Genomic DNA, 948 nt, shown 5'->3' with positions numbered 1-948 from the left:
GCTGCCGCTCGTCGAGGCGTCGGGCTGGCTGGTGCAGGCGGCGGTCCTGCTCGCGCTGCAGAGCGGCGTGGGCGCGCCCTCCGCGCCGGGTGCCGCCTCCGGCGCGCCCGCGTCCCGGCCCGGTGGCTGGCCCACGGCCGCCCCGGTGGGCGGCGCTCCCGGGGGTGCGCCGGGCGGTGGCGGCGGTGCCCCCGCGCCCACGTCCACGCCCACGCCTGCCGCGAGCCGGCCGGCACCCCAGGCCCAGGCCGCCCCCGCCCCGCAGCCCTCCGCGTCCGCTCCCGCCGGTGGGCTCGACCCGCGCGCCCTCTGGCCGAACATCCTGGAGGCCGTCAAGAACCGCCGCCGCTTCACCTGGATCCTGCTCAGCCAGAACGCCCAGGTGGCGGGGTTCGACGGCACCACGCTCCAGCTCGGCTTCGTCAACGCCGGCGCCCGGGACAACTTCTCCGGCAGCGGCAGCGAGGACGTGCTGCGCCAGGCGCTGACCGAGCAGTTGGGTGTGCAGTGGAAGATCGAGGCGATCATCGACCCGTCCGGGGGGGCCTCGCCGCCGCCCGCGGCGAGTGGGTTCGGCGGTGGTGCGGGGGGCGGCTTCGGCGGTGGTCCCGCCGGTGGGGGCCACAGCGCCCCGGCCCCGGCCCGGCCCGCCCCCCAGGCTCCTCCGGCGCCCCAGGCCCCGGCCCGGCCGGCCCCGCGGCCCGCCGCCGCCCCGGCGCCGGCGCCGCAGCACCGTGCTCCGGTGCAAATCGCGCCCGAGGACGACATCCCTGAGGACGACGACCCGGACCTGGTCGACTCGGCCCTGTCCGGGCATGAGCTGATCGTGCGGGAGCTGGGGGCGACGGTGGTCGAGGAGTACCCGAACGAGTAGCCCTCGCGGGGGGCGCCCCAGACCCGCCCCTTTCCCGTAACCAGGGGCTGCCGCCCCTGGACCCCGCTTTTCGG

1 pseudogene is annotated in these 948 nt (G+C 78.9%); it reads left to right on the top strand.

Annotation, left to right across the window (positions count from 1 at the left end):
- Positions 1 to 874 (top strand): annotated as a pseudogene (locus QK440_RS41200) (DNA polymerase III subunit gamma and tau); the annotation flags it as partial.
- Positions 875 to 948: the final 74 nt, after the last annotated feature.

It is taken from the genome of Streptomyces sp. CC224B (assembly GCF_030010595.1).
Classification (GTDB): Bacteria; Actinomycetota; Actinomycetes; order Streptomycetales; family Streptomycetaceae; genus Streptomyces; species Streptomyces longispororuber.
The sequence above is the reverse complement of the archived record's forward strand: the minus strand, read 5'-3'. Positions and strand labels throughout refer to the sequence as shown.